This is a genomic window from Dokdonia sp. R86516, from assembly GCF_044596715.1.
In the GTDB taxonomy this organism is placed as follows: domain Bacteria; phylum Bacteroidota; class Bacteroidia; order Flavobacteriales; family Flavobacteriaceae; genus Dokdonia.
The window spans coordinates 3,134,088-3,159,020 of sequence record NZ_CP138998.1 but is presented as its reverse complement, the minus strand read 5'-3'; the positions used below and the strand labels follow the sequence as shown (position 1 = coordinate 3,159,020).

Annotated in this window: 29 protein-coding genes; 23 read left to right on the top strand and 6 right to left on the bottom strand. The window is 36.4% G+C overall.

Annotated elements, in window-relative coordinates; all coding sequences use genetic code 11:
• Window positions 1-29: 29 nt before the first annotated feature.
• Window positions 30-683: a uracil phosphoribosyltransferase gene (upp, locus tag SJY23_RS14165; RefSeq protein WP_396596849.1), complete on the bottom strand. Its 654-nt coding sequence runs from the start codon at window positions 681-683 to the stop codon at window positions 30-32.
• A 43-nt stretch (window positions 684-726) separates the two neighbouring features.
• On the bottom strand, window positions 727-1,227 hold the full coding sequence (locus SJY23_RS14160) for a GTP-binding protein (protein ID WP_396596848.1): 501 nt from the start codon (window positions 1,225-1,227) through the stop codon (window positions 727-729).
• 138 nt (window positions 1,228-1,365) lie between these two features.
• On the opposite strand from SJY23_RS14160, the gene SJY23_RS14155 reads away from it, so the two are divergent.
• The 3 genes from SJY23_RS14155 (at window position 1,366) to SJY23_RS14145 (ending at window position 3,180) form a co-directional block, all read left to right on the top strand.
• Complete coding sequence (locus SJY23_RS14155; protein WP_396596847.1) at window positions 1,366-1,935, top strand: hypothetical protein; 570 nt, start codon at window positions 1,366-1,368, stop codon at window positions 1,933-1,935.
• A 98-nt stretch (window positions 1,936-2,033) separates the two neighbouring features.
• Window positions 2,034-2,333: an HPF/RaiA family ribosome-associated protein gene (locus tag SJY23_RS14150; protein ID WP_396596846.1), complete on the top strand. Its 300-nt coding sequence runs from the start codon at window positions 2,034-2,036 to the stop codon at window positions 2,331-2,333.
• 10 nt (window positions 2,334-2,343) lie between these two features.
• A complete protein-coding gene (locus tag SJY23_RS14145) occupies window positions 2,344-3,180 on the top strand; it encodes a universal stress protein (protein ID WP_396596845.1) in 837 nt (278 codons plus the stop codon).
• 75 nt (window positions 3,181-3,255) lie between these two features.
• Here the strand turns inward: SJY23_RS14145 and SJY23_RS14140 are convergent, their stop codons facing one another.
• Window positions 3,256-4,155, bottom strand: coding sequence for a DUF3298 domain-containing protein (locus SJY23_RS14140; protein ID WP_396596844.1), 900 nt, complete (start codon window positions 4,153-4,155; stop codon window positions 3,256-3,258).
• Window positions 4,156-4,315: 160 nt separating this feature from the next.
• Window positions 4,316-4,720, bottom strand: a complete 405-nt coding sequence (locus tag SJY23_RS14135; RefSeq protein ID WP_396596843.1) for a hypothetical protein — start codon at window positions 4,718-4,720, stop codon at window positions 4,316-4,318.
• A 272-nt stretch (window positions 4,721-4,992) separates the two neighbouring features.
• On the opposite strand from SJY23_RS14135, the gene SJY23_RS14130 reads away from it, so the two are divergent.
• From SJY23_RS14130 to SJY23_RS14075, 12 genes are all read left to right on the top strand, one after another.
• A complete protein-coding gene (locus SJY23_RS14130; RefSeq protein WP_396596842.1) occupies window positions 4,993-6,498 on the top strand; it encodes a PAS domain S-box protein in 1,506 nt (501 codons plus the stop codon).
• A 3-nt stretch (window positions 6,499-6,501) separates the two neighbouring features.
• Window positions 6,502-7,548: a response regulator gene (locus tag SJY23_RS14125; protein WP_396596840.1), complete on the top strand. Its 1,047-nt coding sequence runs from the start codon at window positions 6,502-6,504 to the stop codon at window positions 7,546-7,548.
• 75 nt (window positions 7,549-7,623) lie between these two features.
• Window positions 7,624-8,430 (top strand): universal stress protein, encoded by an 807-nt coding sequence (locus SJY23_RS14120; RefSeq protein WP_396596839.1) that lies wholly within the window; start codon window positions 7,624-7,626, stop codon window positions 8,428-8,430.
• 71 nt (window positions 8,431-8,501) lie between these two features.
• Window positions 8,502-9,347 (top strand): universal stress protein, encoded by an 846-nt coding sequence (locus SJY23_RS14115; RefSeq protein WP_396596838.1) that lies wholly within the window; start codon window positions 8,502-8,504, stop codon window positions 9,345-9,347.
• 12 nt (window positions 9,348-9,359) lie between these two features.
• A complete protein-coding gene (locus tag SJY23_RS14110) occupies window positions 9,360-10,217 on the top strand; it encodes a universal stress protein (protein ID WP_396596837.1) in 858 nt (285 codons plus the stop codon).
• Window positions 10,217-11,062, top strand: coding sequence for a universal stress protein (locus SJY23_RS14105; RefSeq protein ID WP_396596836.1), 846 nt, complete (start codon window positions 10,217-10,219; stop codon window positions 11,060-11,062). Before SJY23_RS14110 ends, SJY23_RS14105 begins: the two co-directional genes overlap by 1 nt.
• A 58-nt stretch (window positions 11,063-11,120) precedes the next feature.
• A complete protein-coding gene (locus SJY23_RS14100) occupies window positions 11,121-11,969 on the top strand; it encodes a universal stress protein (RefSeq protein WP_396596835.1) in 849 nt (282 codons plus the stop codon).
• A gap of 63 nt (window positions 11,970-12,032) precedes the next feature.
• The gene (locus SJY23_RS14095) at window positions 12,033-12,884 is read left to right on the top strand and encodes a universal stress protein (protein WP_396596834.1); all 852 of its coding nucleotides are present in this window, start codon (window positions 12,033-12,035) and stop codon (window positions 12,882-12,884) included.
• Window positions 12,885-12,972: 88 nt separating this feature from the next.
• Complete coding sequence (locus tag SJY23_RS14090; RefSeq protein ID WP_396596833.1) at window positions 12,973-13,812, top strand: restriction endonuclease; 840 nt, start codon at window positions 12,973-12,975, stop codon at window positions 13,810-13,812.
• A gap of 90 nt (window positions 13,813-13,902) precedes the next feature.
• The gene (locus SJY23_RS14085) at window positions 13,903-14,307 is read left to right on the top strand and encodes a hypothetical protein (RefSeq protein WP_396596832.1); all 405 of its coding nucleotides are present in this window, start codon (window positions 13,903-13,905) and stop codon (window positions 14,305-14,307) included.
• Between the two features lie 135 nt (window positions 14,308-14,442).
• On the top strand, window positions 14,443-14,892 hold the full coding sequence (locus SJY23_RS14080; RefSeq protein WP_396596831.1) for a hypothetical protein: 450 nt from the start codon (window positions 14,443-14,445) through the stop codon (window positions 14,890-14,892).
• 46 nt (window positions 14,893-14,938) lie between these two features.
• The gene (locus tag SJY23_RS14075) at window positions 14,939-15,553 is read left to right on the top strand and encodes a hypothetical protein (protein WP_396596830.1); all 615 of its coding nucleotides are present in this window, start codon (window positions 14,939-14,941) and stop codon (window positions 15,551-15,553) included.
• 78 nt (window positions 15,554-15,631) lie between these two features.
• Here the strand turns inward: SJY23_RS14075 and SJY23_RS14070 are convergent, their stop codons facing one another.
• A complete protein-coding gene (locus SJY23_RS14070) occupies window positions 15,632-15,856 on the bottom strand; it encodes a hypothetical protein (RefSeq protein ID WP_035336566.1) in 225 nt (74 codons plus the stop codon).
• A gap of 114 nt (window positions 15,857-15,970) precedes the next feature.
• Window positions 15,971-16,390, bottom strand: coding sequence for a CBS domain-containing protein (locus tag SJY23_RS14065; RefSeq protein ID WP_396596829.1), 420 nt, complete (start codon window positions 16,388-16,390; stop codon window positions 15,971-15,973).
• Between the two features lie 227 nt (window positions 16,391-16,617).
• Between SJY23_RS14065 and SJY23_RS14060 the strand changes: the two genes are divergently transcribed.
• From SJY23_RS14060 to ccoG, 8 genes are all read left to right on the top strand, one after another.
• On the top strand, window positions 16,618-19,038 hold the full coding sequence (locus tag SJY23_RS14060; RefSeq protein WP_396596828.1) for a heavy metal translocating P-type ATPase: 2,421 nt from the start codon (window positions 16,618-16,620) through the stop codon (window positions 19,036-19,038).
• A gap of 1 nt (window position 19,039) precedes the next feature.
• Window positions 19,040-19,429 carry a hypothetical protein gene (locus SJY23_RS14055; protein ID WP_396596827.1) on the top strand — a complete coding sequence of 130 codons (390 nt, stop codon included), beginning with the start codon at window positions 19,040-19,042 and terminating at the stop codon, window positions 19,427-19,429.
• Between the two features lie 177 nt (window positions 19,430-19,606).
• Window positions 19,607-19,813, top strand: coding sequence for a cbb3-type cytochrome oxidase assembly protein CcoS (gene ccoS, locus SJY23_RS14050; RefSeq protein ID WP_035336572.1), 207 nt, complete (start codon window positions 19,607-19,609; stop codon window positions 19,811-19,813).
• Window positions 19,814-19,824: 11 nt separating this feature from the next.
• Window positions 19,825-22,029: a cytochrome-c oxidase, cbb3-type subunit I gene (ccoN, locus tag SJY23_RS14045; RefSeq protein ID WP_396596826.1), complete on the top strand. Its 2,205-nt coding sequence runs from the start codon at window positions 19,825-19,827 to the stop codon at window positions 22,027-22,029.
• Window positions 22,030-22,033: 4 nt separating this feature from the next.
• Window positions 22,034-22,231 carry a CcoQ/FixQ family Cbb3-type cytochrome c oxidase assembly chaperone gene (locus SJY23_RS14040; RefSeq protein ID WP_013751852.1) on the top strand — a complete coding sequence of 66 codons (198 nt, stop codon included), beginning with the start codon at window positions 22,034-22,036 and terminating at the stop codon, window positions 22,229-22,231.
• Window positions 22,228-23,172: a cbb3-type cytochrome c oxidase N-terminal domain-containing protein gene (locus SJY23_RS14035; protein ID WP_396596825.1), complete on the top strand. Its 945-nt coding sequence runs from the start codon at window positions 22,228-22,230 to the stop codon at window positions 23,170-23,172. The genes SJY23_RS14040 and SJY23_RS14035 overlap by 4 nt, the downstream gene beginning before the upstream one ends.
• 11 nt (window positions 23,173-23,183) lie before the next feature.
• Entirely contained in the window at window positions 23,184-23,480 is a 297-nt protein-coding gene (locus SJY23_RS14030; RefSeq protein ID WP_396596824.1) for a hypothetical protein, read from the top strand.
• Window positions 23,481-23,484: 4 nt separating this feature from the next.
• The gene (ccoG, locus tag SJY23_RS14025) at window positions 23,485-24,906 is read left to right on the top strand and encodes a cytochrome c oxidase accessory protein CcoG (RefSeq protein WP_396596823.1); all 1,422 of its coding nucleotides are present in this window, start codon (window positions 23,485-23,487) and stop codon (window positions 24,904-24,906) included.
• The last annotated feature ends 27 nt before the right edge of the window (window positions 24,907-24,933 follow it).

The window sequence follows — 24,933 nt, the reverse complement described above, 5'->3', positions numbered from 1 at the left end:
AACCTTTTAGTGGGTTATTTCAATAGGATTTACAACTTTGCGCCATAACTCAAATCACCAGCGTCACCTAGGCCTGGAATAATATATCCTTTTGAATTAAGCTTATCATCAATAGCCGAAATCCACAAGTGGGTGTTGTCTGGAAATTCATTTTGTACATACTCAACTCCTTCTTGAGACCCTATTACAGCGATTATATGAATTTGTGCTGGTGTACCATGAGGTTTTAATGCCTCTAGTACATTTTTGAGGGTCTTGCCTGTTGCTAGCATGGGATCTATAAGAATCAATGTCTTTCCTTCAAGTGAAGGAGCAGCTAGGTAGCTCACGATTACCTCAAACTCATCATCATTATTAGGATGCTCTCTATAGGCAGAGATAAAAGCATTTTCTGCACCGTCAAAATAATTGAGCAGTCCTTCATGTAATGGTAATCCCGCACGTAATATAGAACACAACACAATGTCTTGTTGTGGTAAATTCATTTCCTTTTTACCTAATGGAGTTTGTACTTTCTTAGTTTCAAACTTTAATGATTTACTCATTTCATAGGCTAGAATTTCTCCTACACGTTCAATATTTTTTCTAAAGCGCATCGTATCTTTCTGAATATCATGGTCTCTCAACTCATAAATAAACTGATTGAGGATAGAATGGTCTTTAGAGTAATCGTGTATGTGCATGTCAATAATATTTTATGAGAGATAAAGATATAGAAAGGCTGGCTTATAAGAGCTTATTTAACACCGAGTACATAAAGGATTGCAGTTTGTACATTTCTGTTTTACCAGTCTTTTTTCCTATACTTCCTGCATTATAAAGACCTATCCAAACAAGAAGAAGAAGTATCATTCCTACTAATGGAAAAGTATAAGATAATGTCAATGTGATACTTGTGTACAACCATACAGCACTTGCCATAAATAGAATGAAAACTATAAAATGAAAAAACATAAATAGCGTCCAGACTGTGGGGCTAGGTCCATAAAGTCCTCTTATAACTGTAGGTTGTGTTTCTATTTTATAAATCTCTAGATGTAATTGTGGAGACCAGAAATGCTGCTCCTTCTTGGGTAAACTTATAAAAATATGATCATCTGAGCGATGTACTAAAAAGTCTGTTGAGATCGCCCCTGCATTTTCGTAAGCACGTAAAATTGTCTCTGGAAGTATAGCACACTCAAGCTTGAAGCGCGGTCTTAATACAATATCGTTAGAAAGTTCCATAAGCTAGTTTTATTAGAAGAGCGATGTATTTTATAAATATAGAGCTATTGCTAAGTACTGTACTATGATTAATGTCATGATATATCCTCTTAATACCCAATAACTTTGAGAGGTAATCTTTCTTCACAATCAGGGTATATGAAATGTTTTTTTCAACTACTATTATTAGGCTTTACAATATCTAGCTATGCTCAAGTCTGGAGTGTAGAATTACGACCCACATTACATATCCCTACTCGTGAGGTAGCAAATCAAAAGTTGCGCATAGGAAATGGACTAGAAGTAACAGGGGTTTTATCTATAGGTAAACATACAGATGTATATGGCGGGCTTATCTGGAATCGCTTTGATACGGATGAAAGTTTTAAAGAGTCTGATATAGAATTTATACAAAAAGGTTTCCTCTTTGGAGGGATGGTGTCGTTCTCTTTACTTGAAACGCAGAAAAATCCATTTTATGTAAGAGCAGGCTTAACACTAATGACGGTAGACGCAGAGCGCACAGAGGGAAATTTGATTATTAAAACAAATCCCGCAATTGGTACACATCTAGGCCTAGGGATGAAAATCATAAGTTTAGGAAACTGGCATGTGCTTCCAGAAGTGCGTTACGGAAACTCTTCACACAGATATCAAGAAGCAGGTGAATATCGCCATATCTCCTTTGGTAATATTTCTATTACAGCAGCTTTAAGAAGGAGCTTTTAATAGGATTAATGATGATAAATAGTAAGTATACAGCAGCTGATAATTATCATAGTATAGACTGCTCTTTCTCTCTAGATTTACGGTAAACACAACATATTATGACAATTACATTTCAATACGTAAAAATTCAAGAGAGTGAAACGTTAAGTGCTGCTACGGTTGAGCACCTCAATAAACTCAATAAAAAGTACCCAGAACTTATAAGAGCTCAGGTTTACTTTAAGGTAGAAAATACTGCTGCAGCTGCCCACCAAATATGTGAGATAGAAATAAGTGCTCCTGGGCCTAGAATATTTGCCACTACGACTGCTGTACACTTTGAAACAGCAATGAAGGAAACCATCGCAGACCTAGATAAACAGCTCAGTAAGCGCAAAGGAATATTAAACACACACTAAACCCATTGTTATGAAAAAGATATTAGTACCTGTAGACTTTTCGGCGCATTCAGAATATGCACTTGAGACGGCTTCCGCTTTCGCGAAAGCGCACAACGCAGAGATTATATTGCTTCACATGTTAGGCTTATCAGATAGTATTCTTCCTAAGGATGAAAGAGAAGGAGTAGACCAAGCGGTGTTCCATATGAAACTTGCCGAAAAACAGTTTAAAGAGTTTAGAAACAAACCTTATATGAAAGGAATTACAGTCACAGAGAATGTCCAAAACCATACCGTTTTTCAGGATATTAATGAGCTGGCAACGGAACAAGAGGTAGATTTAATTGTAATGGGTTCGCATGGAGTCAAAGGACTTAGAGAAGAGTTTATAGGGTCAAATACTGAGAGAGTAGTGCGTAGCTCATCGATTCCTGTGCTAGTTGTCAAAGAAAAAATGACCTCATTTATACCTAAAAATGTTGTTTTTGCCTGTGATTTTAAATTAGAAAATGTTAATGCATATCGAGAAGCTATTCCACTATTTGAAGAGATGGAAGCTCGTATACATCTTGTATATGTAAACCTCCCTACAGATCGCTTTAAAAGCACCAAGGAGATAGAAGAAACCATGGCAAATTTCATGCATGCAGCCGAGTTTGGGACAGGGTTACATCAAGAAGATCTCGTGATTGTAAATGGTTACACCATTGAAAGTGGTTTATATGAATATGCAGAAAAGGTGGGAGCAGATGCACTTGCAATGCCTACGCATGGGCGTAAGGGGCTTGCACATTTCTTTGCAGGGAGTGTAGCAGAAAATGTAGCAAACCATGCAAAACTTCCCGTATTTACATTTAAAATGTAAGTGACAGGTGAAAGTAAGAAAAAGGGTGAGTTTCTCAAGAAACTCACCTTTTTTTATGCTCGGCTTTAAGATGGATTATCTTGAAGCTAGTAGTAATGGTTGTTGATAGCGTTCTATAAGATGCATAATTTCTATGAGCGGAATCACAACGCTATATTGGCCAGTGTATGAAGGGCAAATGATACAGTCATCAAAGTAAAACTCAATAGCGTTATCGTTAATTACAAAGTTATTTTTATAGGTTTTAAAGTCGGTATCAGATATTTCCCAGCAGTCATAAAACATTTCGCCAGAGTGAATTTGGTCGTAAATGGTTTGATTAATTAAATCAAATACTTTCTTCTCTGCTCCAGCGATAAAAAAGTCGTCAAAATAGATGAACTCCTCCTTATCTACATTGTAATTGAGACAGTCAAACATGTAAGTAGAGTGTAACATACCAGAGTAATAATTTTCTTTGTAGAGCAGTATACTTACAAGGTTTAAATCATTTGCATGCAGTTTAAAATCTATAATTCGCTTATCTCTATAACGTTTAATACTCAAGGTATCGCATAGCAGTTCTTTATCCTCGAGAATCTCATTTACGGTACGCTCCACATTTAAGTAACTCTCTGTCATAAATGCGTTAAATGTCTTGTATTTAGGGTTTACAGTCTCATTAAGATAAGGATAGGTGTAATCTAGAAGATAATCATCTGTCTCTTTATGTAGTTTTTTTGACTCCACGACGGCTTTTAAAATTGTACGATCATCTGGTATTTTCATCAACGCTTCTTTTTTTGAAAGCTGATTTTTAGCCTGTATTTCCATGATGTCTTTATCTGTGAGGTACAGAGAATCTGCAGAGTCTGGGTCTAGTAATCCAGCCTCTTTTTGAGGTTTGGTTTTAGAGGGTTGTATTCTTAATTTTTCTGTAGGTTCTTTACAACCAGCAATAATTAAGAGCGCTAAGACAAAGATGTATGCTTTCATGATATGGTTTTAGTGAAGTAAATGTAGTTTGGATAGCGCATCTCTACTATGATATTCATCAGCTTTCTCAAATGAAATGATCTTAGGAGTATGTAATGTTTTGTTACGCTTTCGCGAAAGCGTAGTACATTACACTATGTTTATTATCCTAGTAGAATGGCTAGTGTGAAAGTGCAATTTCTAATTTACCCAGCATGACAAGTTCTGCCTTGTTAACGCCAGAAAATGAACGAGCAACAGACCATGCCGTTTGAATTATTATATTTTTAACCTCAAGCGTAAAAAAATGAGGATGCTCATTTTTATAGTTAATAAAAGCATCATACATATCTTGTGGATCTTCATTAAATGCCTCTACACCCTCAAACACGATAGAAATTAAATGCGCAGCATCATGACCCAAGGAATCTTTAAGATTATCAACTTCTAGCCAGTAATCTAGTATACATTTTTTAAGCTTAGAAAACTCTTCATCTCTTACAACCTTATCGCTAGCAGCGATGGCATAAAAAAGCTTGCCTAATTGTACATAAAAGAGCGTGTTCTTCTTATTGGTGTTGGTCATAATTATAGTGTTTAATCAAATTTAGAAGATTGATAATCTGTAATCTATGATTAATATCATTATATAGGGTCGAACGTTTTTTAATTGAGATAAGTATTTATGAAAGATGTTATGTTTTTCAATGTGTTATTTAGTTTTTATAGCGATTGTAGCCACTACATTTAATTAATAAGGATGGTTAATTTGTTAAGGACTAGTCTATCATTTTTTAGAAAGGTTATTTTCTGTATTTGCTGCTTTCTACTCTCTATTATTCTTGTACTTTTATGGGTATGGAATTTTTTGAAGAAAGTATTGAAGAAGCATTTATGATTCTCTTTGAGGGGGCGTCAGAAGGGATTGTAGTAGTAAATGAAGCCCAAACGATTGTGGCGACAAATCAATCTGCTCGTGATATTTTTGGCTATGAAAAAAAGGAGCTAGAAGGCAAGCCACTAGACACGCTTATCCCTATGCGCTTCCATAAGAGGCACGGTGGTCATTTTGACAAGTTTATGAATCACAGTGATAAGCGCGAGATGGGTATGGGGCGTGATTTATATGGCCAGTGTAAAGATGGACGGCAAGTTCCTGTAGAAGCGGGTCTCAATCCTTTTGTATTGCATAATAAGAATTATGTAATGGCACTAGTAACAGATATTACTGTGCGCAAAAACGCAGAAAAGGAACTTAGACAATGGGCAAACATTTTTAATGAGTCGCTCAATGAGATTTTTATTTTTGATGCGACAAGTCTAAAGTTTATCAATGCAAATCTAGGAGCGCAAGAAAATATAGGGTACACCCTTGATGAGCTCACATCAATGACTCCTGTTGATATAAAGCCAGAGTTTACAGAAACTAAGTTTCGTGATTATATCGCTCCATTACTCAATGGAGTAGAGAAGAAGTTAATTTTTAAAACTACGCACGAGCGCAAGGATGGTAGTCATTACCCAGTAGAGATACATTTACAACCTTCAAACGCTGACGATACTAATACGCTTGTTGCAATTATACTTGATATTACAGAACGAGTAAATTATACCGATAAATTAGAAAAAACGGTAGTAGAGCGTACACACCAACTAGAAGAGGCACTGCGCACGGAGATTGAGCTTAATGAGCTTAAAACTAAGTTTTTGTCATTAGTTTCTCACGAGTTTAAAACACCGCTAAGCGGTATTTTAACATCGGCTACACTAGCAGGAAAGTATACAAAAGAGGAGCAGCAAGAGAAAAGAGTAAAGCACTTAACAACCATACAGAATAAAGTAAAATACTTGAATACTATTATAGATGATTTTCTCTCTATAGAAAGACTCGAGACTGGAAAGACTAATTATGCTTACACAACGTTCCCCCTTAGTAAAGTACTTAACGAAGTGATTTATGATGCAAATATGCATCTTAAAGATGGACAGAGTATAAAATACCCTACAGATGCAGATGAGTATATTGTAGAGTTTGATGAAAAAATAATGGAGCTAGTACTTAGTAATTTACTTTACAATGCTATAAAATATTCATCTGAAGGAACTATTGTAGATATACAACTCAAAAAAATGTCTAGCGAACTTGAAATCAAGATTATTGATCAAGGGATAGGTATTCCAGAACATGAACAAAAATTCATTTTTAATCGATATTTTAGAGCAGAAAATGCGTTATTAAATGCAGGAACTGGTATAGGGCTCAACATTGTAAAAACGCACCTTGAAAACCTAGGAGCCTCCATAAGTTTTACTAGTGAGTTAGATAAAGGCTCTATATTTACAGTGATAATCCCAACTTCTTAATTTATGAAAAAGGTACTATTAATAGAAGATGATATGGCTTTGCGTGAGAATACTGCAGAGCTGCTAGAGCTATCTAATTATGATGTGGAAACGGCACCTAATGGTCGTATAGGGATAGAAATGGCAAAAGCAAACCCTCCGCAAATTGTAGTATGTGATATCATGATGCCAGAAGTAGATGGATATGGAGTACTTGAGGCACTGTCTAGCGATCCTGCTACTAGTCATATTCCTTTTATTTTCCTTTCGGCAAAGACAGAGCATAAGGAGATTAGAAAGGGAATGGATATGGGAGCAGATGACTATCTCACAAAACCTTTTGAAGAAGAAGAACTCATAAGTGCCATAGAAAGTAGAATAGCAAAGGCCATGATACTTAACAGCACTATTAAGGATGACGCGCCAGTTCTAGAAGAAGATTCATTACGAAGCCTTAATGAACTTAAAAACTTTTTTGATGATGAGGGTATAGAATACTCATTTAAAAAAGGAGCCTTAATTTACAAAGAGGGAGCTCACTCTAATATGATATATCTTATCTCAAGAGGTGTGGTAAAAACCCATAAAATGGATGAGAATGGAAAAGAATTAATTACCGCTCTTTTTAAGGCAGATGATTTTTTGGGCTTTACCTCATTTGTAGATAACATTGCTTATCAAGAGTCTGCTACAGCTATAGAGGAAACTACAGTTGTAGGTGTGAGTAAGAATGAACTCAAAGACGTGCTTGAAAATAGTAAGAATGTTTCTTTGCAATTGATGGAGTTACTTACTGATAATCTCGCAGAGATAAAGGGGCAATTATTACAAATGGCATATAGCTCTGTGCGTAAAAAGACAGCACAAACTATCTTGCAATTTGCTGCCATTCTCAATAAAAAACCAGAAGAAGGAATCAGGATAGCTCGCAATGATCTTGCTAGTGTTGCTGGTATCGCTACAGAGAGTTTAATAAGAACGTTATCTGGCTTTAAAAAAGAAGGACTTATAGAGATAGAAGGACGTAACATTAGACTACTAAATGTCGAAGGTCTTGCGATGATTGATTAAAATATCAATAACTGACTTTTATCATATTTTACACGCTGCTCGTAAAATACATTTGTACTATTATATATAGTACTCATGAAGCATATTCTTATACCTGTAGATTTTTCAAGCCAGTCATGGAACACAGCCTTATGTGCAATAAACTTATATAAAAGTCCTAGAGTGCACTTTTATCTCTTCTTTTCTGAAGAGCTTGATTATAGTGCAGATCATGAGACAACAATCTGTGAACCTCCTACGCAGCAGCTCACTTCTTGGGTAAAAAAGTTGGATAAAGTAATAGCGGGAGGACAAACAATTATACCACTTACCTGGAAGAGTGACTTTATAGGTGGTATGCGTAAGGCAGTAGCAGATAATCACATAGACCTTATTGTGATGAGCACAAGCTACCCGAATATTTTTAGTGAATTTTTACAAGGAAGTCATGTACGTGAAGTTATCACTCGTTTAAAGTGCCCAGTACTCATTGTGCCTAGAGAGTTTTATTGTAAAAGTCCAGAGCAAGTGGTATTAATCACAGATTATAATTTTAATCATAGAGCAGAGCCCACTTCTATCATTAATAATTTTGTTCAAAAGGCAGATGCACACCTCAATGTATTACAATTATCAAAAACGGGTAATGCACTGAGTGAAACCCAGCAAACCAATAAAACCTTTTTACAGTCGGCATTTGATAGTATTCCTCATAGTTTTCACTTTGTGATGGAAAAAACTATGGATGAGGCGTTACAATTTTTTATAGATATACAGAAAGTTGATATTGTAGTCTTATTCGCAAAAAACATCAATCTGTCTGAGAATATCTTGTTTTCTCCCGCTCTTACAGAAGAGAAGGATTATCATAAAAACATTCCATTTTTAATAGTACATGAATAACCTGCAAGCTGATAAAAGTCATAGTTTGCTTACTGTTAAGTTTCTAGTTTTGAGTATAAACACTTACGACTATGAGAGTTATTATCGTACCTACAGATTTTTCAGAAAATGCTTTTAATGCGCTTAGCTGTGCACAGCAGTATTTTAAATATGAAAAAAGTAAATTCATACTAGTTCATACTTATGCAGATGAGGTTTATGAAAATAAGGATGTGCTCTCAAGAGATATTCTAGAAGAATATAAAGCAGTTAAACATAAAGAAACAGAAGAATCTCTAGCCTTGGTCTTAGAGCAAGCGATGGCCCAAGAGCCTAACCCGCGGCATGAATTAGAATCTCATGCGATATTTGGAACCTTAGTTGATGAGGTTAATAGTCTTGTAAACAGTGAGAATGCAGATCTTGTGATAATGGGGTCTCAAGGAAAGACAGCAGATCGTAATATCACGTATGGCAGCAATACTCTACAAGTAGTAAAATATGTAAAATGCCCTGTTCTAGGTATTCCGTTAGGGTACAAATATGAGCGACCAGAGCGTATTTTATTCCCTTCAGAATTATTGATTCCTTTCAAAAATAGAGAGCTAAAGCTCATAAGCTGTATGGCAAATAGCTTTCGTTCTGAGTTGCACTTACTTTACATATCAAACTTTGATAGATTATCTCTTAGACAAGAAGATGTCAAGAGTGGTTGGGAATACCGCTTTCGCGAAAGCGAACAAATTTACACACGTCATGACGAAGGAGATATTGCTCAAATTATAAATGAGCATATAAGTAGCCATAAGATCGACATGGTGGTGCTGGTAAACTCAAAGCACACTTACATGGAAACATTGTTACATACTTCTACCATTGATAAAGTAGGTCTCAATACCAAAATTCCATTTTTAATTTTACAGAATCTCTCACGCTAAACTATCTTTTTTATGAAACGTATCCTTATACCAACTGATTTTTCTGAGGCATCCTATAATGCACTAGAGTATGCCGTACAGTTATTTATAAACGAAGCTTGTACTTTTTATGTTGTAAATACATATACACCAGTTGCGTTGTATACAACTACGATTTATGATAGTCATACATCACTTAATGTAGACTTAGGCGAGATGTATAAAAAGGCATCTCTTGAGAATCTCGACAAGATTATAACCAGAGCAACAGATGCCTACCCTAACAATAAGCATACATTTAGCCCAATTTCTAGTTATAATGTGCTTACAGTAGAAGTAAACGAGATAGTCGCAACCTTAGAGATAGATGCCATTATTATGGGTACTAGTGGAGCTTCTGGTCTCAAGGAGGTATTTATAGGATCACAAACTATGCAGGTTGTAAAAGATGCAAAAGTACCGGTGATAGGAGTTCCAGAAAACTATAAGTTTAAGGCTCTCAAAGATATTCTATTTACTACAGATTATCGCTCTGGCACTAATCAAGTAGGACTCTCTTTGCTAGAAAGATTATGTAGAAAACACATAGCTAGGCTTATTTTTTTAAATGCTTATTATGGTATTGAGTTAGATAGGGAACAGCTAGAAAACAAAGAGTTGCTTGATGAGTACTTTGAGAGAGATGCACACCTTAACGAAGTTGCAGATGGAATGGATGTACTAGAAGCTGTAGCAGACTTCCAGTCTAAACATAAGATAGACTTACTTGTGCTAGTGCATAACAAGCATAGCTTTTTTGAGAACCTCTTGTTTACACCAGTAGTGCGCAATATAGTGCATCACGCTTCTGTACCTTTTATGATTTTACCTCCATCTAAAACTACCTTATAATGTTGCATATATTAATACCTACAGATTTTTCAAATAATGCACTCAATGCGCTTACATACGCACAGTATTTATTTAAGGGTAAAGAAACAACATTTACAATCTTTCATGCTTATGAGCCATCTGCATTACAGTTATTAGGTAATAAAAGTCCGCTGGCGCTTTCTAAGATTTACAGGGATTTACAAGACGAGTCAGAAGTACGCTTATCTGTATTTCTATCAGAAATTCTAAGTAGAGATAAGAGTACGACTTTTTATTATAAAACGTTGAGTTACTCGGGACATCTCAAGGAGGGTATTAGCTCGCTAGAGAGTCAGGCTTATGATTATATAATTATGGGAACAAAAGGCGCCTCAGGTCTTAAAGAAATATTTATGGGCAGTACTGCCTATGATATTGTCTCCTTGAAACAGAGAATACCATTACTTATAATTCCAGAACAAGCCGCTTTTGTAAATCCAGAAAACATAGGCTTTGCCACAGATTTTAAGAGAGGATATAGTAAAGAAGAGCTGGAGCCACTCATTACATTAACTAAGCTATGGAAGTCCACCATACGCATGGTTGAGGTGTACAAGAAAACAACGCTCTCTCCTGATAAGAAAGCACATTTACAAGAGTTAGAAGATTTGCTAGCTGCGGTAGACTATAGATTTCATGTGGTTCCAGAATTTTCATCACTAGAAAATTGTATCAATATTTTTGATAAAGAACTAGACATTGATTTACTTGTGATGATTGATTATCCTAAAACATTTTTTGAAAGTCTCATGCGTGAGCCAGTTGTCAATAAAATGTCTTTTCATACCACTTTACCGTTTTTAATATTGCCAGCTCAAAACTGATTATTGTCATAGAATAGGAGGTGTTTAGATATTAGTTTAGACCTATAAAACTATTACTATGGCACATATACTCGTACCTACAGATTTTTCTAAAAACGCTTACAACGCATTATGCTATGCAACTAGATTGTATCCAGATGAGAAGTGCACCATAACACTAGCACACTCATTTGAACATCTATTCTCTACAAATACAAGTCGTATAGACATAGGTAGAAATGAGCAATTATATAATGAACTAGAAGCCGATAGTTTAAAAAAGCTAGCCGCTATAAAAGATAAAATCATTGTTGATAGCGATAGCATTGAGCTAGAAGTAAACTTAGTAACTGGAGCACAGTCATTATATAAAATGGTAAACAAAAGTATCATTAATGACGCTATAGATATAGTTGTGATGGGTACAAAAGGATCTTCTGGAGTACAAGAGATTTTCATAGGGACGCAAACGGTAAAGCTCATAAATAATGTAAAACCCATTCCTGTTGTGGTAGTGCCACAACAAGCAACTCCTAGTAGGCCTACAGAAATAGCTTATGCTACAGATCTTAAAATTGATTATGCTCAGTATCCACTGGAAATCATTAAGGAACTAGTAAGAATTCATAACTCAAAACTGTACATCACCCATGTGTACAGTCATATGAGTCCTGGTGAGACTGTAGAGACTAATTATAGAAAACTCAAGAATAAACTAGAAGATATCTCTTATACTACACACTGGTTGTCTAGTACTACTAAGATGGAAGATGCACTAGGCGTTTTTATTAAGGAACACAATATTGATTTATTAGTGTTGATGTACCATAAAAGTGGCTTTTTAAAGAAACTTTTTAAAAAATCGTTTGTAGATAAGTTAAGCTTCCACTCAGAAATACCCTTATTGATATTACCAGAATCGTTCTGATATATATCATAGTTTTTGTAATAGTACTCCTGTATTTTTATTTCATAATCAAACACTTACACGATGAAAAAGAAAATTCTAATACCTACAGATTTCTCAAAAAATGCTTGGAACGCGCTCACCTACGCAGCCGATCTTTTTAAGCATGAAGAATGTTCTTTCATTGTTCTCAACACCTATAGAACTAAAGGTTATAACTTAGGCGATTTGATGGTTCCAGAACCTGGAACACCGTCTTATGAGAGTGCAAAAACATCATCAGAGAAGCACATGGCTAAGCTGGTGAGTATGATAGAATTTAGAGATACAAACCCTAAACATGAATATGAGATTATCACAAAATTTGGTGGTCTTATGGAGGTAATGGAAGCTATAATTGAGCAACGAGATGTATCGCTGGTGGTTATGGGTACCAAAGGAGCTAGTAATAGTAGGGGAGCTCTTTTTGGAACAAGTACTATTCTAGCCATGGAAAAATTGCGCAATTGCCCTGTAATTGGAGTGCCTCTAGATGTACGAGTAGCCAGTCTCAAAGAGATTGTAATGCCTACAGGATATAAAACGCATTACAAGCGTAAGGAACTTAGTAATCTCACTGCAATTGCAAATCTTCAAGAGGCAAATATTTGTGTACTCTATGTAAATCCAGATGAGAAACTGAGTAAACAACAAGAAGCAAATAAAGAATTACTAGCAGAATGTCTAGAAGATGCATCATTTAGTTTCCACCATCTGAGTGGAGTAGATGCTACTATTGGTGTGAGAAATTTTGTAGAGAGCCGTGACAGTGATATGGTCGCAATCATTAATAGAAAACATGCCTTTTTTGGGAGTGTTTTTACTACACCTATGATTAAGGAGCTTGGTATGTTCAGTAAAGTGCCATTATTAGTGATGCATGATTTACGTAATTAAAATTGTGATTAATCCGCTTTCGCGAAAGCGTAACCTTTAAAATAACATAAAAATACATTTATAATTAGCTCTAAAATTAGTTGACCTAGTGGGAAGAAAATCTATCAAAATAAAGAAATATTCTGGTGAAGAGGTAGACTTTTCTATAGATAAACTTAGGGCTTCATTATTATGCAGTGGTGCGAGCGAGGAAGATGTTTCTCATATTATACAGATAGTTTACGATGAGTTATACGAAGGGATTTCTACTAAAGAAATATTTAATCGTGCTTTTACTTTGCTTAAAAAAAAGAAGTCTGTATTTGCATCTAAGTATAAATTAAAAAAAGCAATTTACGAGCTCGGTCCAACTGGATTTCCCTTTGAAAGATTTATAGGGCAGATATTCAAGTATAGTGGCTTTGATATTGAGGTAGGTGTCGTGGTAAATGGAAAATGCGTACAACATGAAGTGGATGTGATTGCAAGTAGCGAAACGCAAACACTGTACATAGAGTGCAAGTTTCATAAGGAGAAAGGAAATATTTGTAATGTGAAAGTCCCACTTTATATTCATGCGAGATACAATGATATCGTTGCCGCTACAAAAACCAAAACATCTAAAAGTACTGAAGGATGGGTGATTACTAATACTCGTTTTACAAAGGACGCTATAGATTATGGTACCTGCGCAGGACTTGCTTTATTGAGCTGGGATTATCCTAAAGGTAAGGGGTTAAAAGAGCAAATTGAAGCACTAGGTTTATATCCCATAACCGTTTCTACGCTTCTTACAAAGAGAGAGAAAAACTTCTTACTAAGTAGAGATATAGTGCTATGTAAACAATTGCTGGGAGATAGCTTTTACCTAGATCATTTAGGAATTTCTGAGACTAGAAAATCAAAAATTTTAAAGGATATACAGTTTTTGTGTAACGTAGGTGAGTGATATTTACTGCTCGATAGCTGATAATTATCATAGTTTGAGTAGATATAGTGGGCTATTTTTGAGTTAGTTAACACATAAAATTCTTTTAGTATGGAAACGACACTGCCACTTACAATAGACCAGTTTCATCAAGATGTAAAAGTCTGGAAATCTAATATAGCACTCGCAAGTGATGAAATTCACTTTATAGAAAATCTAATCCATTCTTACATCTTTGAGCATAGCTCACCTAATCTTTTTGAGAGGTTAGAGCAATATAAAACAGAGGTTTCTAAAATTAAAGTGCATCTTAAAAGCATCCAGACGCTTCTTGTTAAACATGATGCAGAGTTAAGTGGGATGCTAGAGTGCGATACGGTTTCCTGTGATGTGTTTTTTCAAGAAAAACACCTAGCTATTAAAGATCAATACAGACAATTTATTGATAGTTACAATAAAACTAAGAGTGAGATTTTCAATTACTGCGGTAATATTCTTAAGACAAAAAAGAAATAAAGTATAGATATGTAATTCTTCATTTCAAATGGAGATTACATGGAGAGCCATCTCCTGGTTAAAGGGGAATCAGGAGTGGTTTTTCTACGCTTTCGCGAAAGTGTTTTTTCTATATTATCAAAACCCTAGGCTATTATGAAACATTCATTCTTTAACCAATATAAGTTTAAATACCTTGAGTGGAATGATGCTCAGTTGATACACGAGGTCACATTACAGTGGAAATCACAAGTAGAATTTACACGTGTAGAACAAGGATTTCTTGCAAAATTACTAGCAGAGCATACACTCATGCTTCTTGTCGATAATGCTTATGAACACGCAAAACATCTCGTTGTAACACTTAACAGCCTAGAGCAAGAAATAGCTAAAATACAAGATAGAATTTCTACACATCTCAACGACATCAAGGTCCTTACTGATGGTAAAGACGATTTTCAAACAGAGCGTACATTTCAAGATGCACACCTATTGCTTGAAATGAAAATTGAGAGCTATTTAGAAAAATACAACCTTCTTAAAAAAGAAGTTTTTACTACAATGAAATCAGTATTTGCAAAAAGTAAACACAAACAAATTAAGTAAAATGAAAATGATGAGATCCCTAATACTATGCGCAAGTATTTGTCTAATGAGTTTGTTACAAAGTTGCAATAGCTCTGAGCTTATAGAAAACTGGAAAAATCCAGAAATCGATGTTTTTAAAGCAGAGAAAGTACTAGTACTAGCAATGACAAATGATGTAAAAAACCGAGAGCTTTTTGAAAAACGACTAGTAAATCAGCTTAAAGACAAAGGGGTAAATGCAGTGAAAAGTGATGTATTCTTTAACTCAGACTTCACGTCCCGTCCACGTACAGAAGAGGAGCTAGGAGCGCTAGAGAGAGCTATGCTTTCAGAAGGGTTTGACGCCATTCTAGTCTCAAAAGTGTTAGGAGCAGAGGACAAGGTGACGCTAGTACAATCTTACCGCAGTTGGGATAAAAGTTTTAATGGTTTTGAAGATGATTATTACTCAAGTCAAGGGCTTTATGTAGAGGACGAAGAGATGCAAAAATATACCGTATATCATGCTGAGAGCGCATTATATTGTATTTGCCCTACAAAAGAACGTGAGATTATTTGGAAAGGTGCCATAGATGTTACAGAGCCAGATAATGATCGCAAGGCAATCAAAGATTATATAAGTATGCTAGTCTGGGCGCTTGAGGATCAAGAACTATTAATTATAGGAGCTCCTGATTAGTAAGGAATCATAATAATTGCGCTATCGTGTTGTAGATTATGACTACATGATAGCGCACTTTTATAAGAAAAATAAACACTAAGACCGTCCTCGTTGTGGGAAGTCTTCATACCTATCCTCAAAGGTTTTATTTGTAACATAATTGTCTTTGAGTACTTTGTAAACCATTACAACCACAGACGCTTGACCTAGCATTGTGATATAAAATACCCAGTTAAAAGCTAGATTCATTGTGGCAAAAATGGTGACTGTGATCAAAAGTAGGGTAGTAATCGCTACCCAATGCATCGCTGTAATTTTCATAGTTATCTTTTTCTACTAAATATAACGAGTTTTGTAACTATTTAAAAATGAGCAAAGAAAAAGAGGATAAGTGCATGTAGCAATATCCTCTTTATAATGTTATAATGCTATGTTCTAAAATTGCTTTAGTAAAAACTGAATTAAATCTGTGGTAGTAACAATCCCTACAAGCGTACCGTCTTGCAATACTGGAAGCGCGTGAAATTCCTTATTAGCTAGAATTTCTGCCACTTCTTTAATGGTTGTTTCTGGAGTAACACTTACAAGTTTTTTTGCCATTACTTGCTCAATGGTAAACATATTATAAACAACAGTATCAACCTCTTGTTCATCTTCATCTACTGCATCTGCAAAGCTTATTCTTAATAAATCTGTATAGCTCAGCATCCCAATGATATGCGTTTCTGCGACAACGGGAATGTGTCTTATTTGATGCTCTTTAAAAAGTTGCTCGGCATGCTCTAAGGAATCTGTTGTTTTTAGAGTAACCAGATTCGTGGTCATAATGCTAGAAATAGGAGTGCGCTTTTTCATTGTTGTGGGTTTATTTATATCCCAAAAGTAACCGAATCATAAAGTGTAAAAGATGATATTAATCAGCTTTATAAATGATTAAGGAAGTTGTTTATTCCATCTAAAATGAGGTGTACATAGCCTTAAAATAATCTAAAGCTGATATTTATCATAATTTAAAAACCAACATAATCTCAAATTTGCCATAGGTATAATGGACTTCTTGTAAGTCTGAGCAAATTAGAATTATGGATAATTGTTTCCATTGTGGTGATCCCTGTACAACAGTGATACACCACCAAGAAAAATCCTTTTGTTGTCACGGCTGTAAGACGGTATATGACATCTTGAGCGATAATGATATGTCGTATTACTACGACCTTGAGAATACACCAGGTACGTCTCCGCTACTTCAAGAAGGTAAGTTTGACTTTTTAGAAAATGAACAAGTAGTTGCCCAACTTTTAGAGTTTGATGAGCAAGGAACACAAGTGGTGTCTTTATTAATCCCAACTATACATTGCAGTTCTTGTATCTGGGTACTAGAAAATCTAAACAAATTGAATCCTGCGGTCAAAACCGCGCAGGTAGACTTCCCTAAGAAAACTATAAGAATCACCTACTCATCTAGTGAGCTGTCACTACAAGATCTAGTAATCCTTCTAGCGAGAATAGGCTATGAACCTTACATCTCACTTGAAGATACCACAAAGAAGAAAAAAACAGTAGACAGAAGCTTGACGTATAAGCTGGGTGTTGCAGGTTTTGCTTTTGGAAATATAATGTTCCTTTCCTTTCCAGAGTATTTTGAGGTAAGCGAGTTTTGGCTTGATAAATTCAAGTACATTTTTAGATGGTTGATGTTTGCCTTTGCAGTCCCTGTAGCATTTTATTCTGGCCGTGACTACTTTGTATCTGCATACAAAGGGCTTCGATCAAAGATTTTAAATATTGATGTGCCCATAGCTATAGGTATTTCGGTACTATTCATACGTTCTACAGTAGAAATCGTCATGGACTGGGGAACAGGATTTTTTGATAGTATGGCGGGACTTGTATTTTTCTTGTTGCTAGGTAAATTCTTTCAGCAAAAGACCTATGCCTATCTCTCTTTTGAGCGAGACTATAAGTCGTACTTTCCTATTGCTGTAACACGATTGTATAAGGATGATGACGCTTTCGCGAAAGCGCAACCTTCAAGAAAAGAGGAGCAAACACAAGTATACGACCTTAAAAAAGGCGACCGAATTCTAATACGCAACAGTGAGTTATTACCTGTAGATGGCGTCTTGATTAACGGCAATGCACTCATAGATTACAGCTTTGTTACAGGAGAAGCAGAACCAGTAGCCAAAAAATCTGGTGATCAGTTATTTGCTGGTGGAAGGCAACAAGCGGGATCCATAGAAGTAGAAGTGCTCAAGCCAGTGGCACAAAGTTACCTCACGCAATTATGGTCTAACGAAATATTTTCAAAAGGAAGACAGACCGTTTTTGAAACGCTCACAGATAGTATAAGTAGGCGTTTTACGGTGAGTTTGCTCATTATTGCAATTGTAGCAACTAGTTGCTGGTTATTTATAGATACATCAAAAGCACTTCAGGTATTTACGGCAGTTCTCATTGTAGCTTGCCCTTGTGCTATCGCACTGGCGGCACCATTTACATTAGGAAATGTGCTTCGTATTTTTGGTAGACATAAGCTATATTTAAAAAACAGCGGTGTTATTGAGCAGCTTGCTCACATAGACACGATAGTTTTTGATAAAACGGGAACACTTACTACGAGTGCAAAAAGTGTAATCACTTATGAAGGAGTGGCGCTTACACCAGAAGAGGAAGCACTGTTAACAAGCACGCTGAGAGCTTCAAACCATCCCTTGAGTAGATCTCTGTATGATTTGCTAGAATCTCATGAAATAAAAACGCTAGACTCATTTACAGAAGAGGTAGGGCAAGGAATTACAGGAACGCATAACAATCACACCATTAAGGTAGGATCTTATGGTTTTGTGGCGACTAATCATGCTACTTCACCAGCAGCTGGCGCCCAACGTACTGCTGTGCATATAAGTACGGATAACGAGTACAAAGGATGCTATATTTTTTACAATGAATATAGAGAAGGTGTACAATCGCTTTTTAGTGAGTTAAAAAGTAATTATGACTTAATAATACTTTCTGGAGATAATGATGGAGAGCGCACTTTTTTATCACAGCTATTACCAGATAATGCAACACTACTTTTCAATCAGAAGCCTGGAGATAAATTAGACTTTATAAAAAACTTACAAGAGCAAGGTAAGAATGTGCTCATGGTGGGTGATGGGCTTAATGATGCTGGAGCACTTGCGCAGAGCCACGTAGGTATTTCTATCTCAGAAAACGTCAACGTTTTTTCGCCAGCCTGTGATGGGATTCTAGACGCTTCAAAGTTTACAGATATTGTTACTTTTTTAAATCTTTCTCACAAGGGAGTGCGCATCATTAAGTATGCTTTCATATTCTCATTATTCTATAATCTTATAGGCTTAGGCTTTGCAATTACGGGCAATCTTGCTCCCGTAGTTGCCGCTATTTTAATGCCCCTTAGTTCCATTAGTATCGTCTTATTTACAACGATTGCTACTCATTTTATGGGTAGAAATCTCACATCAAAAAAACTATAATATGAATAGTATTACTCATATACAGGCTACACATCAACTAGCTCAAATTGCATTTAAAAAACAATCTTACACAGAGCGTGATCTTATGGGATTGTTCCATAAGTCGGCACATAAACGAGCAGATCAATCGGTTTTTGATACCTGGGCACGAGATACTGAAAAACAAATTTATAGTTTGCAAAATGGCTTAAATGGGGTGTCTTGTGTATGTAGTACAGTAGGCTTAAGTATTACAACTATGTTACATATGTATGTAAGAGTAATTACTCGTTTTGAACAACAGTTCATGATGAGTTGTCCATGCGCCACTACTAGTGCAAGCCCTATACTCAATAGGCTTAAAAAAATATCGAAGAATGCGCAAGAAACACTCATATCTGTGGGAGTTTAATTATCGCTTGCATTATGACTAGTCACGTTTGCCAAGATTTTTCTACATCTAAAAGGAGATGCTTTATGGGAACGCAATTTTTCGCGTAAGCATATCTAATCTATTTATCCAAAACTGACAATTGTCATAATTAGAAAAAAACTTCAATCTTAATTTTACACCATAAATCAGGTAGGTATGAGTATTATTTATATGCTTCTCGCAATTAGTGTTGTTGTTGCTCTCGTCTTCTTTTGTGCATTTGTAATATCTGTGCAAAAAGGACAATATGACGACACCTACACGCCATCTGTGCGTATGCTTTTTGATGATGAATTAGTCAAAGATAAAAGTACCGATACCACACCTGAGCCAACTGAAAAATCCATCCAAATAAAAGAGTAACTAATCAAACTATGGAAGTACAACAATTCTATTACGATAATAAAATCGTACGAAAATTTATAGTGGCTACAATGTTCTGGGGCATCGTAGGGATGAGCATAGGGCTACTTCTAGCCTTTATGTTTTTATTCCCTAATGTAACAGACGGCATCTCGTGGTTAAGTTTTGGACGTTTACGTCCTTTACACACTAATGCAGTCATCTTTGCCTTTGTAGGTAACGCTATTTTTGCGGGTGTCTATTATTCTTCACAACGTTTGCTTAAAGCTCGTATGTGGAAAGACTGGCTCAGTAATTTAAACTTCTGGGGATGGCAAGCCATTATCGTGGGAGCAGCAATTACACTTCCGCTAGGGTTTACTACATCAAAGGAATATGCAGAGCTAGAATGGCCATTTGATATTGCAATTGCTCTTATATGGGTAGCATTTGGAGCCAACTTGATAGGTACTATCCTTAAAAGAAGACAGCGACACTTATACGTTGCTATCTGGTTTTACCTAGCAACTTTTGTTACTGTTGCGGTACTACATATTGTAAATAGTATGGAGCTGCCAGTAAGTGCTCTTAAAAGTTACTCAATGTATGCCGGTGTACAAGATGCGCTAGTACAGTGGTGGTACGGTCACAATGCGGTAGCATTTTTCTTAACCACTCCTTTCTTAGGATTGATGTACTACTTTGTACCTAAGGCAGCAAATAGACCTGTGTATTCTTATAGACTTTCTATTGTACACTTCTGGTCACTTATATTTATCTATATCTGGGCTGGACCTCACCACTTGTTGTATTCTGCACTTCCAGATTGGGCACAGAATCTTGGTGTTGCATTCTCTATCATGCTTCTAGCACCTTCATGGGGAGGAATGATAAACGGACTACTTACACTACGTGGAGCGTGGGATAAAGTACGTACAGATCCTGTTCTTAAATTTATGGTTGTTGCGATTACTGGTTATGGTATGGCAACCTTTGAAGGGCCTATGCTCTCGCTTAAAAATGTAAATGCGATCGCTCACTTTAGTGATTGGATTATTGCTCACGTACACGTAGGTGCACTTGCTTGGAATGGTTTCTTCACATTTGGTATGGTGTACTGGATGGTTCCAAAATTATTCAAGACAAAATTATGGTCAAATAAACTAGCTAACTTCCACTTCTGGATAGGAACATTAGGTATCATATTGTATGCCCTACCTATGTATGTTGCAGGTTTTGTACAAGCATTTATGTGGAAGCAATTTAATCCCGATGGAACGCTTACCTATGGTAACTTTTTAGAAACAGTAAGTGAGATTATCCCTATGTACTGGATGCGTGCAATAGGTGGTAGTATGTTTATTGTAGGAGCACTTATAGGAGTGTATAACCTGATCATGACTGCTCGTGCAGGAAATAATGTTACAGATGAGCTTGCAGAAGCTGCACCTTTATCTACAGTAACTAAAAAACGTACCTCAAAGGAAGGATACCATACATGGTTAGAAAGACGCCCGGTAAAGCTTACCATTTTTGCAACTATCGCAATTCTTATTGGAGGTATGGTGCAAATTATTCCATCGCTTATTGTTGATGATTATATTCCAGTGATATCAAGTGTGAAGCCATATTCACCACTAGAGCTACAGGGTAGAGACATTTACATACGTGAAGGCTGTGTAGGGTGTCACTCTCAAATGGTTCGACCATTTAGAAGTGAGGTAGAGCGCTATGGAGAATACTCAAAAGCGGGAGAGTATGTGTATGATCACCCATTCTTATGGGGAAGCAAACGTACAGGGCCAGACCTTATGCGTGTGGGAGGAAAGTACAGTGATAACTGGCACTTGAATCACTTCTATGACCCGCAGAGTACTTCGTCTGGTTCTATTATGCCATCCTACAAATGGTTACTACGTAGAGAGCTTGATAAAGATCTTACAGAAGAAAAAATGGAAGCCATGGTTACGTTAGGGGTTCCGTATACTCCAGAAGATATTGCAAATGCGCAAGAGTCTATGACCGCACAGGGAATAGCGATAGAGAAGAACCTCTACTCAGATCCAGACTTTGCCAAAACTTATGAGGCAGATAAAAAGTATGCCGAAGAAAACGGTGAAGACTTTGTAGAGATGCGCAACCGTGAGGTGGTAGCTCTTATAGCATACATACAGCGACTAGGAACAGATATTAAAGTTAAAAACGCAGATGGTACTACATCCATCTTAAACGACTAGCACCATGTTTAAATTTATAAAAGGAAACTTAGAAAATATAGATGGAGTGGAGATCTATCCTATAGTGTCATTACTCATATTTTTCATCTTTTTTGCTGCACTATTCTTTTGGGTATTTACAGCAAAGAAAGCACACATCACAGAGGTAAGTAACATCCCGCTTAATGATGATACACTCAACGTAAATACTATAGAAGAATGAGAACGACTGCATCATTTTTAAGAATATTAGGTTTTTCACTATTAGGTTATTTTCTAATTGATTATGTGGGGACTACAGGTGAGACCTCTATATTTCTCGAGCAACCGTGGGTCTGGGCTATACTAGGTGTAATCATGCTTTTTTATACAGCAGGAGAAGTAAGCATGGCTGCGTTGCGCAATGTCCTTTACAGAACGCTTAAGCCAGAAGCACAAGCCAAATTTGATGAAGAAGAGGCACTTGCAGAAGCAAATCAGTTTAAATGGATTAAAGAAAAGTATAAAGCATCTCTAGGAAGTAAAGAGATAGCTCAAGAGCATGAGATTATACTGGATCATAACTATGACGGTATACAAGAGCTTGATAACAACTTGCCACCATGGTGGGTATATATGTTTTATGCTTCGATAGTCTTTGCAGTTATATATCTGGTACGTTTTGAAGTACTAGACGACTATAACCAAGCCGAAGAATATGAAGTTGCTGTGGCCGAAGCAAAAGCAGAAATAGAAGAATGGAAAAAAACGGCAAAAGATCTTGTAGATGTAAATACGGTAACACTGCTTACAGATGCGAGTGATATCAGTGCTGGTAAAGCCATTTTTACAAATAACTGTATTGCTTGTCACAAAGCAGATGGAGGTGGAGGTATAGGACCTAACCTCACAGACCAACACTGGATACTGGGTGGAGGAATCAAAAATGTATTCAAAACTATATCAGAAGGTGGTCGTGATGGTAAAGGTATGATCTCCTGGAAGTCTGAACTTAAAGCTGCAGAGATGGCGCAAGTAGCTAGCTTCGTGTTAAGCTTACAAGGCACTACGCCTGCAGAGCCTAAGGAAGCAGAAGGGGAGTTATGGATAGATCCAGATGCACCAGCAATGCCGGTGAAGGATGTTGTTACAGATAGCACAGCAGTGCAGTTAACTAGTAACTAAAGTTCACGCAGATGATACAAGATATAGCGATTGCATTAAGCACAAGCACTACTCCAATAATACAGCCTTATTATGAAAATAATAAGACTAAAATTATAGCAATAGGACTTAAAAAGGATGTGGTGTTAGAAAAGCATACAGCACCTAGTAAAGCGCAAATCTTGATCATACAGGGAACGGTCACTTTTAGAACAGCGACTTTCTCAAAATCAATAAATACCTATGAGACGTATGAAATACCACTAGAGGTAGAGCACGAGGTCATAGGTGATGCAGATAGTATTTTTCTGTTAATCTTATCTAGGTAATAATATGGCAGAGCAAGGAAAAGATAACTTTAGAGATACCATGGGGACCCTTGATAAAGAAGGGAAGCGCGCATGGGTATTTCCTAAGAAGCCAAGTGGAAAATGGTACGAGTACCGTAAGTATGTGAGTTATTTATTACTTGCTATTTTACTTAGTTTACCGTTTATAAAAGTAGGAGGGAACCAGCTGTTCATGTTTAATGTGCTGGAGCGTAGATTCAATATTTTTGGGTACCCATTCTGGCCTCAAGATTTTCACCTCTTTGTAATCATGATGATCATTGGGGTAGTATTTGTAATTCTATTTACGGTAGCATTTGGTAGAATATTTTGTGGCTGGATTTGTCCTCAAACTATTTTTATGGAGATGGTTTTTCGTCGCATTGAGTATTGGATAGACGGCGATCGAGGTAAGCAAATACGCTTAGATAAAATGCCATGGAATAAGGAGAAAATCAAAAAGAGAGTTTTAAAATGGACTATATTTTTTATCATCTCATTTCTTATTGCAAATGTATTTCTTGCTTACCTCATAGGTAGCGACCAGCTTATTAGGTATATCACAGATGGACCATCAAAGCATGTTAGTACGCTAGTATCACTTCTCATATTTACTGGAGTTTTCTATTTCATATTTGCATGGTTTAGAGAGCAGGTTTGTATTATAGCTTGCCCCTACGGAAGATTGCAAGGAGTCTTGCTAGATAACAAATCTATTATCGTTGCTTATGATCATAAACGTGGAGAGAAGGAAGAAGGAAGAGCTAAGTTTAAGAAAAATGAAGACAGACCATCTACTGGAAAAGGAGATTGTATAGATTGCTTTGCCTGTGTGCATGTTTGCCCTACTGGGATTGATATACGCAACGGTACACAGTTAGAATGTGTAAACTGTACCGCTTGTATAGATGCTTGTGACCATATGATGGAAGCGGTAAATCTCCCTAAAGGTCTTATACGTTATGCAAGTGAAGATAATATTGAAAAGAAAGAACCTTTCAAATTCACACCTCGTCTTAAAGGGTATGTTGCCGTACTAGGTATTCTTACTGCGGTACTCATAGGGATGTTGTTTTTACGTAATGATGTAGAAGCTCGCATTCTCAGATTACCAGGACAGCTTTATGAGCACAAAGACAATAACATGATTAGTAATGTCTACACCTTTAAGTTGGTTAATAAAACGGTAGAGGAGATAGAGGACGTACACTTTGAGCTACGCTCTCACAAGGGAACCATAGAAGTTGTTTCTGGTAATGAATTTAGTGTAGACCCACAAGGACTAGCAGAGGGAACGCTATTTATAGAAATCAATGCAAGCGGTATTAAAAGCGATAAAGAACGTTTGGAAATAGAAGTGTACAGCGGTGACCAGCTTATTGAGACTACAACAACGGCATTTTTGGGCCCTAGAAGTTATAAGTAAGAGTACGCTTTCGCGAAAGCAAAACAA

Bases quoted from the DNA above. Each gene is read 5' to 3' on its own strand.
- upp (WP_396596849.1), bottom strand. From the start codon at position 683: ATGCACATACACGATTACTCTAAAGACCATTCTATCCTCAATCAGTTT.
- SJY23_RS14160 (WP_396596848.1), bottom strand. From the start codon at position 1,227: ATGGAACTTTCTAACGATATTGTATTAAGACCGCGCTTCAAGCTTGAG.
- SJY23_RS14155 (WP_396596847.1), top strand. From the start codon at position 1,366: ATGAAATGTTTTTTTCAACTACTATTATTAGGCTTTACAATATCTAGC.
- SJY23_RS14150 (WP_396596846.1), top strand. From the start codon at position 2,034: ATGACAATTACATTTCAATACGTAAAAATTCAAGAGAGTGAAACGTTA.
- SJY23_RS14145 (WP_396596845.1), top strand. From the start codon at position 2,344: ATGAAAAAGATATTAGTACCTGTAGACTTTTCGGCGCATTCAGAATAT.
- SJY23_RS14140 (WP_396596844.1), bottom strand. From the start codon at position 4,155: ATGAAAGCATACATCTTTGTCTTAGCGCTCTTAATTATTGCTGGTTGT.
- SJY23_RS14135 (WP_396596843.1), bottom strand. From the start codon at position 4,720: ATGACCAACACCAATAAGAAGAACACGCTCTTTTATGTACAATTAGGC.
- SJY23_RS14130 (WP_396596842.1), top strand. From the start codon at position 4,993: ATGGAATTTTTTGAAGAAAGTATTGAAGAAGCATTTATGATTCTCTTT.
- SJY23_RS14125 (WP_396596840.1), top strand. From the start codon at position 6,502: ATGAAAAAGGTACTATTAATAGAAGATGATATGGCTTTGCGTGAGAAT.
- SJY23_RS14120 (WP_396596839.1), top strand. From the start codon at position 7,624: ATGAAGCATATTCTTATACCTGTAGATTTTTCAAGCCAGTCATGGAAC.
- SJY23_RS14115 (WP_396596838.1), top strand. From the start codon at position 8,502: ATGAGAGTTATTATCGTACCTACAGATTTTTCAGAAAATGCTTTTAAT.
- SJY23_RS14110 (WP_396596837.1), top strand. From the start codon at position 9,360: ATGAAACGTATCCTTATACCAACTGATTTTTCTGAGGCATCCTATAAT.
- SJY23_RS14105 (WP_396596836.1), top strand. From the start codon at position 10,217: ATGTTGCATATATTAATACCTACAGATTTTTCAAATAATGCACTCAAT.
- SJY23_RS14100 (WP_396596835.1), top strand. From the start codon at position 11,121: ATGGCACATATACTCGTACCTACAGATTTTTCTAAAAACGCTTACAAC.
- SJY23_RS14095 (WP_396596834.1), top strand. From the start codon at position 12,033: ATGAAAAAGAAAATTCTAATACCTACAGATTTCTCAAAAAATGCTTGG.
- SJY23_RS14085 (WP_396596832.1), top strand. From the start codon at position 13,903: ATGGAAACGACACTGCCACTTACAATAGACCAGTTTCATCAAGATGTA.
- SJY23_RS14080 (WP_396596831.1), top strand. From the start codon at position 14,443: ATGAAACATTCATTCTTTAACCAATATAAGTTTAAATACCTTGAGTGG.
- SJY23_RS14075 (WP_396596830.1), top strand. From the start codon at position 14,939: ATGAGTTTGTTACAAAGTTGCAATAGCTCTGAGCTTATAGAAAACTGG.
- SJY23_RS14070 (WP_035336566.1), bottom strand. From the start codon at position 15,856: ATGAAAATTACAGCGATGCATTGGGTAGCGATTACTACCCTACTTTTG.
- SJY23_RS14065 (WP_396596829.1), bottom strand. From the start codon at position 16,390: ATGAAAAAGCGCACTCCTATTTCTAGCATTATGACCACGAATCTGGTT.
- SJY23_RS14060 (WP_396596828.1), top strand. From the start codon at position 16,618: ATGGATAATTGTTTCCATTGTGGTGATCCCTGTACAACAGTGATACAC.
- SJY23_RS14055 (WP_396596827.1), top strand. From the start codon at position 19,040: ATGAATAGTATTACTCATATACAGGCTACACATCAACTAGCTCAAATT.
- ccoS (WP_035336572.1), top strand. From the start codon at position 19,607: ATGAGTATTATTTATATGCTTCTCGCAATTAGTGTTGTTGTTGCTCTC.
- ccoN (WP_396596826.1), top strand. From the start codon at position 19,825: ATGGAAGTACAACAATTCTATTACGATAATAAAATCGTACGAAAATTT.
- SJY23_RS14040 (WP_013751852.1), top strand. From the start codon at position 22,034: ATGTTTAAATTTATAAAAGGAAACTTAGAAAATATAGATGGAGTGGAG.
- SJY23_RS14035 (WP_396596825.1), top strand. From the start codon at position 22,228: ATGAGAACGACTGCATCATTTTTAAGAATATTAGGTTTTTCACTATTA.
- SJY23_RS14030 (WP_396596824.1), top strand. From the start codon at position 23,184: ATGATACAAGATATAGCGATTGCATTAAGCACAAGCACTACTCCAATA.
- ccoG (WP_396596823.1), top strand. From the start codon at position 23,485: ATGGCAGAGCAAGGAAAAGATAACTTTAGAGATACCATGGGGACCCTT.